This window comes from Stenotrophomonas sp. 78350_Sma (assembly GCF_056482105.1).
Map to the genome: position 1 here is coordinate 3,885,750 of NZ_CM151182.1, position 13,162 is coordinate 3,898,911.

At 66.7% G+C, this 13,162-nt stretch carries 11 protein-coding genes; 9 read left to right on the plus strand and 2 right to left on the minus strand.

Translation table 11 applies throughout. The features are described 5' to 3' along the window. The first annotated feature begins 233 nt into the window (after positions 1-233). The 6 genes from ACZK4H_RS17915 to ACZK4H_RS17940 all read left to right on the plus strand — a co-directional run bounded on the left by ACZK4H_RS17915 (position 234) and on the right by ACZK4H_RS17940 (position 7,351). Positions 234-1,373: an OprO/OprP family phosphate-selective porin gene (locus tag ACZK4H_RS17915; protein WP_099552002.1), complete on the plus strand. Its 1,140-nt coding sequence runs from the start codon at positions 234-236 to the stop codon at positions 1,371-1,373. A 75-nt stretch (positions 1,374-1,448) separates the two neighbouring features. After that, entirely contained in the window at positions 1,449-2,777 is a 1,329-nt protein-coding gene (locus ACZK4H_RS17920; protein ID WP_032130486.1) for a CitMHS family transporter, read from the plus strand. Positions 2,778-2,801: 24 nt separating this feature from the next. Then, positions 2,802-3,542, plus strand: a complete 741-nt coding sequence (gene phbB / locus ACZK4H_RS17925) for an acetoacetyl-CoA reductase (protein WP_005414435.1) — start codon at positions 2,802-2,804, stop codon at positions 3,540-3,542. Between the two features lie 207 nt (positions 3,543-3,749). After that, positions 3,750-4,370 (plus strand): hypothetical protein, encoded by a 621-nt coding sequence (locus ACZK4H_RS17930; RefSeq protein ID WP_239503770.1) that lies wholly within the window; start codon positions 3,750-3,752, stop codon positions 4,368-4,370. Next, the gene (locus tag ACZK4H_RS17935; protein ID WP_099552003.1) at positions 4,345-4,887 is read left to right on the plus strand and encodes a hypothetical protein; all 543 of its coding nucleotides are present in this window, start codon (positions 4,345-4,347) and stop codon (positions 4,885-4,887) included. The genes ACZK4H_RS17930 and ACZK4H_RS17935 overlap by 26 nt, the downstream gene beginning before the upstream one ends. 160 nt (positions 4,888-5,047) lie before the next feature. Beyond that, on the plus strand, positions 5,048-7,351 hold the full coding sequence (locus tag ACZK4H_RS17940; protein ID WP_099552004.1) for a TonB-dependent receptor: 2,304 nt from the start codon (positions 5,048-5,050) through the stop codon (positions 7,349-7,351). 436 nt (positions 7,352-7,787) lie between these two features. Here the strand turns inward: ACZK4H_RS17940 and ACZK4H_RS17945 are convergent, their stop codons facing one another. After that, positions 7,788-9,041: a flavohemoglobin expression-modulating QEGLA motif protein gene (locus ACZK4H_RS17945; RefSeq protein ID WP_099552005.1), complete on the minus strand. Its 1,254-nt coding sequence runs from the start codon at positions 9,039-9,041 to the stop codon at positions 7,788-7,790. Between the two features lie 208 nt (positions 9,042-9,249). After that, positions 9,250-10,359, minus strand: a complete 1,110-nt coding sequence (gene rsgA, locus ACZK4H_RS17950; RefSeq protein WP_032965961.1) for a ribosome small subunit-dependent GTPase A — start codon at positions 10,357-10,359, stop codon at positions 9,250-9,252. Positions 10,360-10,473: 114 nt separating this feature from the next. Between rsgA and ACZK4H_RS17955 the strand changes: the two genes are divergently transcribed. From ACZK4H_RS17955 to ACZK4H_RS17965, 3 genes are read left to right on the plus strand one after another with little or no spacing between them, the layout of a single operon-like run. Next, a complete protein-coding gene (locus tag ACZK4H_RS17955; protein WP_099552006.1) occupies positions 10,474-11,748 on the plus strand; it encodes a pyridoxal phosphate-dependent aminotransferase in 1,275 nt (424 codons plus the stop codon). A 3-nt stretch (positions 11,749-11,751) separates the two neighbouring features. Beyond that, positions 11,752-12,369 carry an SGNH/GDSL hydrolase family protein gene (locus tag ACZK4H_RS17960; protein WP_099552007.1) on the plus strand — a complete coding sequence of 206 codons (618 nt, stop codon included), beginning with the start codon at positions 11,752-11,754 and terminating at the stop codon, positions 12,367-12,369. Positions 12,370-12,373: 4 nt separating this feature from the next. Continuing rightward, positions 12,374-13,090 carry a class I SAM-dependent methyltransferase gene (locus ACZK4H_RS17965; protein WP_099552008.1) on the plus strand — a complete coding sequence of 239 codons (717 nt, stop codon included), beginning with the start codon at positions 12,374-12,376 and terminating at the stop codon, positions 13,088-13,090. The last annotated feature ends 72 nt before the right edge of the window (positions 13,091-13,162 follow it).

The following is a 13,162-nucleotide window of genomic DNA, read 5'->3' on the forward strand; positions in this document are numbered from 1 at the left end:
GTTGGGAGGGGAAACGAATGCTACCGCATGCCGCTGCCGCGCTCGCCGGGCCCCGCCCGGAGGCAGCGGCGAGCCGATTTACGCTGCACCGCACAATCCGTTGACAGGACGATGACAGCTTGCCCGACCCAGACTGCGGCCGCGCACCGTCCGGTGCCCACGATTGCCGCGCGCCTGGCGCGCACCTGGGAGGGTTTGTGGAATTCACGTTTGCCTGGCGGCGTCCTGCCGCCATGATGGCGCTGGCTGCCCTGTCGGCGCCGGCCTTTGCCGCCGAAGACGATCGTCCGGTCACGGCCTCGCTCGGGGGCCGCCTGCACCTGGACTTCGCCACCTTCGACAACGACAACCGCGGCACGCCGAACAAGGACGACACCGAGATCCGTCGCGCCTGGCTGGACGTGTCGGGCAAGTTCTTCGTGGTCGACTACAAGCTGGAAGCCGATTTCTCCGGCGACCGCGTCGAGGCCAAGGACGTGTACCTGGCACGCAGCTTCGGCAAGGCCGGCAAGCTGACCGTCGGCCAGTTCAAGCAGTACTTCTCGCTGGATGACCGCACCAGCTCCAACTACGGCAGCTTCCTGGAACGCGGCAACGCCGGCACCACGCTGGCGCCGCTGTACCGCCTGGGTGCGTCATGGCAGGCCAACCCGGGTGACTTCACCTGGGCGGCCAGCCTCTACAGCCTGGAGAGCATCGACGCCTGGCAGGTGAAGGGTCGCGCCGCCGGCGGCCGCGTCACCTGGGCGCCCTCGCCCAGCGACGGTGACGTGCTGCACCTGGGCCTGTCGCTGGCCCGCGAGGCCTACGACAACCCCGGCGCCAACGGCGTGCCCGGCCTGCGCATCCGCCCGCGCCCGGCCGGCCACCTGTCCGACGAGAGCCGCCTGACCCTGGTCGACTTCTCCGCCGGCCGCGATACCGACGTCAACAAATGGTCGCTGGAATACGCGCAGGTGCGCGGCCCGCTGTCGTGGCAGGGCGAGTTCAGTGGCGCCACCTTCGATGACGGCGCTCAGCGCGGCGACGTGATGGCCGCCTACGGCATGCTCAGCTGGTTCGTGACCGGCGAAAGCCGCGCCTACGACCGCAAGACCGGCCGATTCGCACGGGTGAAGGACATCCAGCACAAGGCCGGTGCCTTCGAAGTGGCGCTGCGCTACGACCAGATGTGGGGCGCACAACACCTCGATGGCGCGCCGGACCTGCGCCGCGGCAGCACCGAGGCGTGGACGCTGGGTGGCAACTGGTACCTGCGCGACAACCTGCGCTTCATGCTCAACGTGATTGAAAGCCGCAACCGCGACCGCCTCGCCGGGGTCACGGTGGACCGCACGCGCGCGGTCACCGGCCGCCTGCAGTACGACTTCTAGGCCTGATATCCCGGGCATGCCGCCCGGGCCCCTTCCACTTCCCCACGTCCTGTTTTCGCAAGGAGTCCGCAGATGATGCTGAGCATCCTCGGCTTTGGCATGGTCATTACGTTCATGTACTTGATCATGAGCAAGCGCCTGTCGCCGCTCGTCGCCCTGATCACCATCCCCATCCTGTTCGCGCTGATCGGCGGCTTCGGTGCCAACATCGACGAGATGATGCTGGAGGGCATCAAGAAGATCGCGCCCACCGGCGTGATGCTGATGTTCGCCATCCTCTACTTCGGGGTGATGATCGACGCCGGCCTGTTCGATCCGCTGGTGCGGGTGATCCTGCGCTTCGTCAAGGGCGATCCGATGAAGATCGTGCTCGGCACCGCCGTCCTGGCAATGCTGATCTCGCTCGATGGTGATGGTTCGACCACCTACATGATCACTGTCTCGGCGATGCTGCCGCTGTACCAGCGGCTGGGCATGAACGCGCTGAACATGACCTGCGTGACCATCCTTGCCGGCGGCGTGATGAACCTGACCCCGTGGGGCGGCCCGACCGCACGCGCGGCCACCGCGCTGCACGTGGACCCGGCCGACGTGTTCGTGCCGCTGATCCCCTCGATGGTGATCGCCTGTGCCGGCGTGCTGCTGCTGGCCTGGTACCTGGGCCTGAAGGAACGCCGTCGCCTGGGCGTGGTGACCCTGCCCAAGGGCGGCAGCTGGATGGACAACAGCGTGTCCGATGACAGCAACCCGCTGCCGACCGTGGAAGACGCCGAAGACATCAAGCGCCCGAAGCTGCTGTGGGTGAACCTGGCCCTGACCGTGGCACTGATGACCGCCCTGATCATCGGCGTGCTGCCGATGCCGGTGCTGTTCATGGTCGGCTTCGCCATCGCCCTGGTGATCAACTACCCGAACCTGGCCGAGCAGCGCCGCCGCGTGGTCAACCATGCCGGCAACGTGCTGTCGGTGGTGTCGCTGATCTTCGCCGCAGGCATCTTCACCGGCATCCTCAACAACACCGGCATGGTCGAAGCGATGTCGCACAGCTTCCTGGCCGTCATTCCGGAATCGTGGGGCCCGTACCTGGCGGTGATCACCGCGGTGGCGTCGATGCCGTTCACCTTCTTCATGTCCAACGACGCGTTCTACTTCGGCGTGCTGCCGATCCTGTCCGAGGCTGCCGGCAACTACGGCATCACCCCGGTGGAAATGGCACGCGCCTCGCTGGCCGGCCAGCCGGTGCACCTGCTCAGCCCGCTGGTGCCGTCCACCTATCTGCTGGTGGGCCTGGCCAAGGTCGAATTCGCCGACCACCAGAAGTTCACCCTGAAGTGGGCCATCGCCATCTCGATGCTGCTGATGGTCGGCAGCCTGCTGTTCGGCCTGTACCCGCTCGCCGCCTGACCCTCTACCAAGGAGCCTTCTGCAATGACGCTTCGAATCGCTTACGTCACCAGCGGCATGGGCAGTGTCGGTACTGCCATCTGCCAGAGCCTGGCCCGCAGCGGCCACACCGTGGTTGCCGGCTGCGCGCCGAACTCGCCGCGCAAGGCCAACTGGCTGCGCGAGCAGCGCGAACAGGGCTTCGACTTCATCGCCTCCGAAGGCAACGCGACCGACTGGGCCTCGACCAGCGCCGCGTTCGCCAAGGTGCGCGCCGAAGTCGGTGAAGTGGACGTGCTGGTCAACAACTCCGGTGGCAGCCGCGACCTGCTGTTCCGGCAGATGACGGTGGAGGACTGGAACGCGGTGATCGCCTCCAACCTCAATGCGCTGTTCAACCTGACCAAGCAGGTGGTCGACGGCATGGCCACGCGGGGCTGGGGCCGCATCATCAACATCGGTTCGGTCAGCGCCCACAAGGGCCAGATCGGCCAGGTGAACTACGCCACCGCCAAGGCCGCGATGCATGGCTTCAGTCGTGCGTTGGCTGCCGAAGTTGCGTCGCGCGGGGTCACCGTCAACACGCTGTCGCCGGGCTACATCGCCAGCCAGGCGATCAGCAGCTTCCCGCCGGATGTGCTGGACCGGCTGGCCGCCTCGGTGCCGGTGCGCCGCCTGGGCCGCCCCGAGGAAGTGGCCGGCCTGTGCGCGTGGCTGGCGTCGGATGAAGCCTCGTATGTGACCGGTGCCGACTACGCCGTCAACGGTGGCCTGTACATGGGTTGAGCCCGTCTCCACGCAACGCGTGGACCGCCTCCCCCACGGAGTGCGCGGGGCCGGATCACCTTCAGTTGTGAAGGTGATCCGGCCCCTTTTTGTTTCTGCATTTCTGAGACGCACTTCCCGATACATCGGCAGAACCGGTGCTATACCTGCCAGCGCTCGCCGAGCCCGATGGATGAACGGCTGGAATCGCGGATCAAGGAGGTTGGCATGCGTGCATTGCTGATTGCGCTTCTCGTGGTCGCCACTACGCTGCTGGCGACACCGACCCGCGCGGAACCCCCGCCTATGCGGGTGATCACGGGCCTGGGCTGCCCCGACTGGCTGATCCCAGGCGCCCCCACGCTCGACGCGCAGATCACCGGCCATCCGGAGTGGACCTTCGCCTGGGCTCCCGCGTCCTATACCAATCGCGATCCCATCCGGATCTACATCCAGTCCTTCGACTGCGATTCCTCCGACATTGCAGGCTATTACTTCCGGATCGCAGCCATTGCCCATGAAGTGGGACACGCACTGTATTTCGAAGGTATCACCTTGAGCACCCGAGGTGCGTTCATCCAGCACTTCTGCACCATGGAGGGGAAAGCGGTACTCAACAACCTCACCGCGCGCAGTGAGCTTCTGGTGACCAGCCTGGGGTACTACGACATCGGCGTAGCTGCGTCCAACGGTCCTGGCCTCATCGCACAGGCCGATGCCGGCGGTGAAGACCTGGACCGGCAGGTAGGTAAGCTGTTCTGCGACAACAACGTAACTTCAACCACCGGCGAGAACTACAACGACTTCTACGGAAGAATCTACGATGAAGCGATCGCAGCCCGTCCCTGAACTTCTTCTGATCCTGAGCCTGTTGGTTGCCGGTTCTGCAACAGCAGCCCCGTCCGCTGCCACTGCGGAAGAGGCGGATGCAACCTGGCGGCTCGTGGAGCGCTGGTCCTTGCAGCTGTCACGCTCTGACCTTGTCGCGCAGCTATCACCCCTGGCTCCGGCCGGCTCGCGTTCGGAAGCAAGAATGGGCCGGGGCGACAGCGCCACCATCGATCTGGCGCCCTTCGTGGTCGCTGGGAGGATCAAGGGGCCTTCTGGCCAGATCTACACCGATGCGTCGGGGCGAATCATCAAAGGCATTACGCTGTCGCTGGGCGGCGCCTGCATCTCGCGAAAGCAGATGGGTCGTCGCTATCCCGACTTCAATGTCCTTTCCGTGCCGTCAGGGCATAGCCTCGACGAGTCGACGGTGTTCGGCACAGTAGTGAACGGCATCCAGATCGGATTCTCATTCTCCGAACATGACCGTGACTGCATGGACCAGCTCAAATTGAGCTGGCCTGGGGAGCGCTTCTGATTCCCACCCGCATACCGCCATGACGAACATGTTGCAGGACACGCACCACGGCCCTGCACCGTTCGTTGGTTTTTCGTAAAGAAGGTTTCATGTTCCGTTCGCATAGTGGCCATGCACCGCGCACGCGTGCCGGTGACCACCCCCAATGCAACGGACCACCATGCAGACCCGACACCTGACGATCGCCGTGGCGATCGCGCTCTCCGCCGCCGCCAGCGCCCACGCCGCCACCGCCGCCGATACCGGTGCCACCGCCAGCACCGATGCCGCGCTGAGCGCGCAGACGCTGGATACCGTCTCCGTGATCGGCCAGGGCGAGACCCGCCAGGTGCAGCGCATCACCACCGTCGACAAGCAGGTGCTGCCGCCGGGCACCAGCGGCCAGAAGATCCTCGACCGCCTGCCGGGCGTGTCGGTGCAGTCCAACGACGCCTTCGGCGCCAACGAGGAATCGCAGACCATCAGCCTGCGCGGCTTCGACAAGAGCCGCCTGGGCTACACGCTGGACGGCATCCCGCTGGGCGACAACAGCTACGGCAACTACAACGGCCTGAGCGTCTCCCGCGCGATCATCGCCGAGAACCTGGCCGGTGCAGAGCTGTCACAGGGCATCGGTTCGCTGGGCGTGGCCTCGACCAGCAACCTGGGCGGCACCATCCAGTACTTCTCGATGGACCCGTCCACCGAATTCGGTGGCCGCGCCAGCGTCACCGTCGGCGACAACAGCCAGCGCCGTGGCTACCTGCGCGTGGACACCGGCGACATCAACGGCTTCTCGGCCTATGTGTCCGGCGTGCACCAGGACCAGGACATGTGGGCCGCGCCGTACCAGAACCAGACCACCCGCCAGTTCAATGCCAAGGCGGTGTGGAATGTCGGCGACCACCGCTTCGGTGCGTTCGTGGCCACCTCGCGCGCCAGCCAGGCCAACTACGCCTACCTGTCCAAGGACATGCTGGCACGTGGCATGGGCTATGACTGGAACATCTACGCACCGGACTGGGACCGCGCCGTGGCCGCCGCGTACTGCGCGCCCGGCACCTTCAATGCTTCGAAGTGCAAGTACAGCGGCAATGTCCGCAGCATCGACGATGCCTACTACCAGAGCCGCGCACTGCGTGACGACAACCTGTACTCGGTCGATGCCGACCTGCGCCTCGGTGAGCAGGGCCGCCTGAAGTTGCTGGCCTACCATCACGACAACCGTGGCCAGGGCCACTGGTGGGCACCGGGCCAGCCGTCCTACCCGGGCACCGACAAGATGCTGCCGATCTCGATCCGCAGCACCAACTACACGATCAACCGCGATGGCCTGACCGCCGCATTGTCGTGGACGGTGGGCATCCACGAACTGGAAGCCGGCCTGTGGTACGAGCAGAACGACCACAACGTGTCGCGCAATTTCTACTACATCAGCGGCCCGTTCCTGGACGACCTGTACCTGAAAAACCCGGACCGCCTGCTGTTCAACCAGGACTTCGACATCCGCACGCGCCAGTTCTACGTGCAGGACCGCATGCGCTTCCTCGACCAGCGCCTGACCGTGGATGTGGGCATCAAGAGCCCCAACACCCGCATGCGCGCCACCGCCCAGCCGGGCGTGGAAACCAGCATTGCCTCGGGCACGCTGACCGCCAAGAAGTCGGTGCTGCCGCAGGTGGGCCTGGGCTTCAAGCTCAACGCCAACAACGAGCTGTTCGCCTCCTACGCCGAGAACATCGCTGCCTTCGTCGGTGGCGGCAGCGGTGGCCCGTTGCAGGTGTCGCCGGAATCGTTCGCGGCCAGCGCCGGTCTTGAGCCGGAGAAGTCCAAGAGCCTGGAAGCCGGCTTCCGCACCTTCGGCGAGAAGTACCAGGCGTCGATCGCGGCCTACAACGTGAAGTTCGACAACCGCCTGCTGTCGCTGAACCCCTGTTCCAGCATCGAAGTCGGTACGCGCCCGGAGTGCGTGACGCGCTTCATCAACGTCGGTTCGGTGAAGAGCCACGGTGCGGAGCTGACCTTCATCCTCAAGCCGATCGACGGCCTGCAGTGGTACAACGCGCTGTCCTGGAACAAGACCACCTACGAGGATGACTACACCTCGGGCGGCGCCATCGTTCCGGTGGCCGGCAAGATCACGGTGGATACGCCGCAGCGCATGGCCTCCAGTGAGATCAGCTGGAACCGCGATGGCTTCTTCGCCAGCCTGCGTGCCAAGTACACCGGCAAGCGCTACTACACCTACACCAACGACCAGTCGGTGCCGGGCGTGACCACCTTCGACGCCGGTGCGGGCTACGATTTCGGCCCGGGCCTGGGCCTGCGCAACGTGCGGGTGTCGTTGAACGCGACCAACCTGACCAACAAGCGCTACGCCGGCCAGTTGAGCTCGTTTGCGCCGACCGATCCGAAGGGCACGCGGTATGCGATCCATGCGAGCGCGCCGCGGCAGCTGTTCATGACGGTGGCGGCGGAGTTCTAAGTCGAAAGCGTTGCCCCGCGGCGTCTTGATTATCGTCGCGGGGCAGGGCCGGATGGGCCGGCGCAGGACACGCCGTGAACCCATCCATGGGGGCTCGATGGCGCCATCCATGGCGCCAACGGTCCTGCGCCGGCCCATCCGACCCTGCTCGACGGTTTCCCGCGCCACGGTGCGGAAGGCAAAGAAGAGCAAAAGCAAAGAGCCGGGCATTGCCCGGCTCTTTGCTTTTCAAGCTCTTCAAGCGCAATCCCTCTGGTGGACTGCTGGCCGTCTCGCGGGAAATTGTCTGGAGCGGGGGGCTTGCGCTGGACAGGACCGTCCACGGCATGGATGCCGTGGCCGAGCCTACAGGGACGTACTTGCGGCGTGTCCTGGCCAGCGCAAGCCTCCCGCTCTCCCCGATATCAATCAATACGCCACAATCCGCCAGCGCATTTCATTCCGGCGCCAGCTGGTCCATCCGTATCCGGTTGGCGAACAGCGAGAACGCCAGCATCCCGGCCAGGCCGTTCGCCCGGCTCACCCAGTGCGGCAGCCAGCGCGGCGGCTTCAGCACACCCGCTTCGAACAGTGGCGCGAACGCGATCGCATCGGTCAGGCTCATCTTGCCGGCAAACAACCAGCGGCAGACCTGCAGCCGATCCTCGGCCAGCATGTGGCGGAAGAAGGTGTGCACCGACACCAGCCCGCGCAGGTACACCGTGTCCTTGGTGAAGGCGAGGCCACCACTCGGCGGTACCCCACGGAACACGCGCTGTGCCGAAGCGAAGCTCTCTTCGGCGTTCTGCCCTGCGTCGCAGAAGTAGCGGAACACCTCGATGAAATCGGCGCCTTCGCGTGCCATCGCAATCGCTTCGGTACGCAGGCTGATGCGTTTGAGGCGCTCGATGTCGATGCTGCCGGTGATCTGCTCGGCAAACGTTGCCAATCCTTCCTGGGTGGCGGTCACCCGCGGCGAGGACAATGCCAGGCTGGGCAGCACCGGCTGTTCGCGGCCGTTCAATGCGGTCAGCGAATGCACCAGCGCTTCATGGTGGAACAGCTGCGCACGGTCGTAGGCACTGAAGCGCGCACTGGTGCGCAGGCGGATGCGGGTCGGGCCGGCAGCCGCTTTGGAAACCAGGTCCGGGTCGAGCTGCACCTGGATGATGCGCGATTCGAAGAAGGCGTCCAGGTCGTTCTGCAACTGCAGCTGCAGGGCAATGGCCGAGACCGGCACCTGCTCTTCCGGCGCCAGCAGTTCGTGGTCCAGTTCGGCGGCAATCTGGATGAAGTGGCGCGCGGCTTCGCGCGTGCTTGGGCCATTGCCCGGCAGCGGCTGCTCGGGAGCACCGAACAGCTGCACCGAACAGGTATCGACCGCCGCGGTGCCCAGCCCTTCCAGCAGCTGCGCGGCCAGGTCCCAGCTCTGCGCCGACTGCCGCACGTAGTGGCCCAGCGGATGAGTGTCATCGCAGTCGGCGGCGATCGCGGCCAGCGCACGGCGCTCTTCGCTGAAATCCAGCCTCGGGTAGTCCACCTTCGGCAGCACCGGTTGCCCACGTGCCACGCTTTCCAGGAACGGCGCCTGCAGCGTTGCCGGCCAGCTGGTCAGGCCCAGCAGGCGGATGCCTCCCACGGCCTCGACCAGGCGCGCATCGAGCGCTGCATGGTGGGCCACGTCACGGTCCAGCGTCGCGGTCGGTTCCATGGGCGGACTATAGCGCCCTGCCCTTGCTTTGGTAGGTGCCAACCTGGGTTGGCATCCGCCGAAGGCGGCTGCGGACAGATTCGTGCCAACCAAGGTTGGCACCTACCAGAAGCGGGCAGTTGACACCCACCCGAAGCAGGCAGACGCGGGTTCATTGCAAGGGTCAGAGCCCATTGCGGTGCAATGGGATCCGACCCCGCGATACCGATCAGCGCCGGCGCGGCTTTCCGGCCGGGCGGAACTGCTGGCCCTTGCCCTTCTTGCCGCCACGCTCCTGCGCGGTCTCGGCCTGGCGGACCGCCAGCTTGGCGGCGGCGGCGGCCACTTCTTCCTTCAGCTTGAAGTAGTTCAGCAGCCGGCTCTCTTCGATCTCACCTGCGTCGATCGCCGCACGTACGGCACAGCCCGGTTCCTGCTGGTGCTTGCAGTCGTTGAAACGGCACTGTGCGGCCAAAGCCTCGATATCGGCGAAGCCGCCTTCGGACAGCGTCTCTTCACCGGTCGGCTTCAGCTCGCGCATGCCGGGGGTGTCGATCAGGCAGGCGCCGGTCGGCAGCGGCATCAGCGCGCGGTGCGTGGTGGTGTGGCGTCCGCGCGAATCGTTGGCGCGCACCGCGTTGGTCTTCATCCGCTGCTCGCCCAGCAGGGTGTTGGTCAGCGTGGACTTGCCGGCACCGGAGGAACCGACCAGCACCACCGTGCGGCCCGGGCCCAGCCACGGTTGCAGCACCGCCACGCTGTCGGCATCCAGGCCGTTGATCGCATGCAGGGCAATGCCCTGCATCTCCAGCTCTTCCAGCACCGCCAGCGCGTCTTCGCTGTACTCGGTCTGGTCCGCCTTGGTCAGCACCACCACCGGTTCGGCACCGCCACCGCCGACCAGCAGCAGGTAACGCTCGATGCGGCGCGGATTGAAGTCGGCATCCAGGCCACAGACGATGAACACCGTATCGATGTTGGCCGCGATCACCTGCTGGTGGTAATGCTCGCCGGCCGCACCACGCTTGATCGCGGTACGCCGCGGCAGCAGCGCGACGATGCGGATGCCATCGAGCAGCACCCAGTCACCCACCGCAGGCCGTTCATGGCTGGGGAAGCGCGGGCGCTGCCATTCCGGCAGCGACTCGGCCTTGATCGAGGCGTCCGGGCCATCGGCCACCACGTAGTGGGTACGGTGCTGTTCGATCACCCGTGCCGGGCGGGCCTGCGGGTGCGCGGCCATCGCGGCCTGCCAGTCGGCCTGCTGCGCCGGGCCCGGCCAGGGCCAGCCGATGGTCTGCAGGGCGATGAAATCGGGGGTCTGGGTCATCGCCGCCATTCTACCTGTGACGGCGCCCTGCCAGCCCAGCAATGACGGGCCCGGAGCCCTTGCCATGCATTGCAGCAATTCCGGTAGGATGGAAGCCCCATGCCTTTTGACGGCCCAGCCCTCATGTCCACCAACTCGCCCAAGCCCCTGGCCATCCGCGAGCGCCTTTCCGAAGTGCGCTACGAAATCCGCGGAGAACTGGCGCGGCGAGCCCGGGAGCTGGAGGCGCAGGGCCGCAAGCTGATCAAGCTCAACATCGGCAATCCGGGCGCTTTCGGTTTCCGCGCGCCCGAGCACCTGCAGCGCGCAATCGCCGACGACATGGGCCGCACCGACCCCTACACGCACCAGCAGGGCCTGCCGGTGGCACGTGAAGCCATCGCCAGCTACTACGCCCGCCGTGGCGCGCCCGATGCGCACCCGGACCGCGTCTTCCTCGGCAACGGCGTCAGCGAGCTGATCGACCTGTCACTGCGTGCGCTGCTCAATCCCGGCGACGAAGTGCTGGTGCCCTCGCCCGACTACCCGCTGTGGTCGGCCTCGACCATCCTCAACGATGGCCGTCCGGTGTACTACCGCTGCGCACCGGAGAACGGCTTCCAGCCGGACCCGAGCGAGATCGAGACGCTGGTGTCCTCACGCACCCGCGCCATCGTGCTGATCAATCCGAACAACCCCAGCGGCGCCAGCTACCCGCGCGAGCTGCTGGAGCGTGTGGTGGAGATCGCGCGCCGCCACAACCTGCTGCTGCTGGTCGATGAGATCTACGACCAGATCCTGTACGACGACGCGGTGTTCCAGCCGGTCGCGCCGCTGGCCGGCGACCATCCGTGCCTGACCTTCAGCGGCCTGAGCAAGGTGCACCGCGCCTGCGGCTGGCGCGTGGGCTGGGCCCACCTCAGCGGCGACGATGCCCGCCTGGGTGACTTCCGCGCCGCACTGGACCTGTTGGGCGCGCTGCGCCTGTGCGCCAACGTGCCGGGCCAGTACGCCATCGAGGCTGCGGTGAACGGCCCGGACACCATCTCCGAGCTGTGCGCGCCAGGCGGTCGCCTGTATGAAACCCGCCGCGCGGTGATCGAGGCCTGCGAAGCCAGCGAGCACCTGTCGCTGGTCGCGCCGGCCGGCGCGCTGTACGCGTTCCCGGCCGTGGTCGGCGCTGCTGCCAAGGGCTTCGACGACCACAATTTCGCGCTGGACCTGATGAACGACGAAGGCGTGCTGGTGGTGCCTGGCTCGAGCTTCAACGTGCCCTACCGCCATCATTTCCGCGTGACCCTGATGCCGGAAGCCTCGGTGATGCGCGATGTGTTCGCCCGTATCGACCGTGTGCTGGCGCGCCGTGCCGAGGATGCGACCAAGGTCGTGCCGCTGAAGCCGCGCCGTTCGGTGGCCTGAGCCGTGGCGTTGTCCTACCTGGCGCTGGGCGATTCATACACAATCGGTGAAGCGGTTGCAGTCGAAGGCCGCTGGCCGCACCAGCTGGCCGCCGCGCTGCGTGCGCAGGGCATTGAGCTGTCCGATCCGCAGACCATCGCCACCACCGGCTGGACCACCGACGAACTCGATGCAGGCATCGACACAGCCGCGCCGCAGGGACCGTTCGATTTCGTCAGCCTGCTGGTCGGCGTCAACAACCAGTACCGCGGGCGTCCGCTGGACGAGTACCGCAGCCAGTTCCAGGCGCTTCTGCAGCGGGCGATCGGCTTCGCCGGCGGTGATGCCGGCCGCGTGCTGGTGCTGTCCTTCCCCGATTGGGGCGCCACCCCGTTCGGTGCCGGCAGTGGACGTGACCTGGCCGCGATCGAGATCGAGACCGACGAGTTCAATGCCGCCGCCGAGCTGATCAGTACCCGGCACGGCGTGGCCTTCGTCGACATCACCGATATCAGCCGCGCGCAGGGCGAAGACCCGACGATGATTGCCGAGGATGGCCTGCACCCTTCGGCGCGGATGTACGCGCTGTGGAGCGCACGCGCCCTTCCGGTGGCCGCGCATCTGCTTGGCGGCACGGACTGAAGCGATGGACGGCACGCCACGGAACGGCCCGCCCCTGCCCTGTACTCCCCTGACGGCCCCGCAGGCCCGCTTGATCGCCGAAGCGTTCCGCCCCGCGCAGGCCTGGGGCAGCCGCCGCGACTACTACTACACCCGCGGCAAGCTCGGCAGCGATCCGCTGTACGACGGCGTGCTGCAGCATCTGCCTGATGACGGGCAGCCGGTGCTGGACCTCGGCTGCGGGCTGGGCCTGTTCGCCCATGTACTGCGCCAGCGCGGCGGCACCCAGCGCTACCTGGGCGTGGACGTGGATGCGGGCAAGATCGCCCGCGCGCAGCGTGCCGCCGTCGAGCTGCATGACGTGCGCTTCGACTGCGTGGACGTGCAGGCACCACTGCCGGCGCAGACCGGGCACGTCCTGCTGCTGGACGTGCTGCAATACCTGGACGCGGGCCCGCAGCAGGCACTGCTGCAGGCAGCCAGTGCGCGGGTGGCCCCCGGCGGCTGCCTGCTGCTGCGCACGCCGCTGGCTACCGGCGATGGCCGCGACCGCACCACGCGGGTGGCGGACCGGCTGGCCTGGCTGGTCGGCTGGATGGGCACGCGGCCGCGCCACTACCCCGATCCGGAGGTGCTGCAGACGACGCTTGCCGAAGCGGGATTGCAGGTGACCGCCCCTCGGCCGCTGCACGGGCGTACCCCCTTCAACAGCTGGCTGCTGGTGGCGCACCGGAACCGGTAGCACCGGGCCATGCCCTGCGAGCACAGCGCCGCCTGTGGCATTCGCCGGGCACGGCCCGACGCTACCCCATAC